A 734-nucleotide genomic window follows, 5' to 3' on the forward strand; every position below is an offset into this window, starting at 1 on the left:
GTGATCGCCGCCTTCCAGACCGCGGCGGGCAAGATGGGCTCGGGCGCCGGCGGCACCCGCAACATTTCCGGCACGTCCAATCCGCTGGTCGAGCTCGAGCATGAGCTGGCCGACCTGCACGACAAGGAGGCAGCCCTGGTCTTCACCTCCGGCTTCGTCTCCAACGAGGCCTCTATCTCGACGATTGCCAGGCTTTTGCCCAACTGCCTGGTGCTCTCCGACGAGTTGAACCACGCCTCGATGATCGAAGGCGTGCGGCGCTCGGGCGCCGAGAAGAAGATCTTCCGCCACAACGACGTCGCGCATCTGGAAAGCTTGCTTCAGGCGGCGGGCCGCGAGCGCGCCAAGCTGATCGTGTTCGAAAGCGTCTATTCGATGGATGGCGACATCGCGCCGATCAGGCAGATCGTCGAGCTCGCCGAGCGCTACAACGCCATGACCTATATCGACGAGGTGCATGCGGTCGGCATGTACGGTGCGCGCGGCGGCGGCATCACCGAGCGCGAAGGCCTGGCCGACCGCATCGACATCATCGAGGGCACTTTAGCCAAGGCGTTCGGCACGCTGGGCGGCTACATCACCGGCACAAGCGCCGTGATCGACGCGGTGCGCTCCTATGCGCCGGGCTTCATCTTCACCACCGCGCTGCCGCCGGCGATCGCTGCCGCCGCCACCACCTCGATCAGGCATCTCAAGCGCTCGCAGGCCGAGCGCGACGCGCAGCAGCGCCAGGC

General features: G+C 66.3%; 1 protein-coding gene. It reads left to right on the plus strand.

Going from position 1 to position 734, the window contains the following annotated elements; translation table 11 throughout:
- The coding region (gene hemA, locus DH10_RS36090; RefSeq protein WP_192257179.1) for a 5-aminolevulinate synthase at positions 1-734 on the plus strand (734 nt) is incomplete at both ends.

This window comes from Mesorhizobium silamurunense (assembly GCF_014843825.1).
Lineage (GTDB): Bacteria > Pseudomonadota > Alphaproteobacteria > Rhizobiales > Rhizobiaceae > Mesorhizobium > Mesorhizobium silamurunense.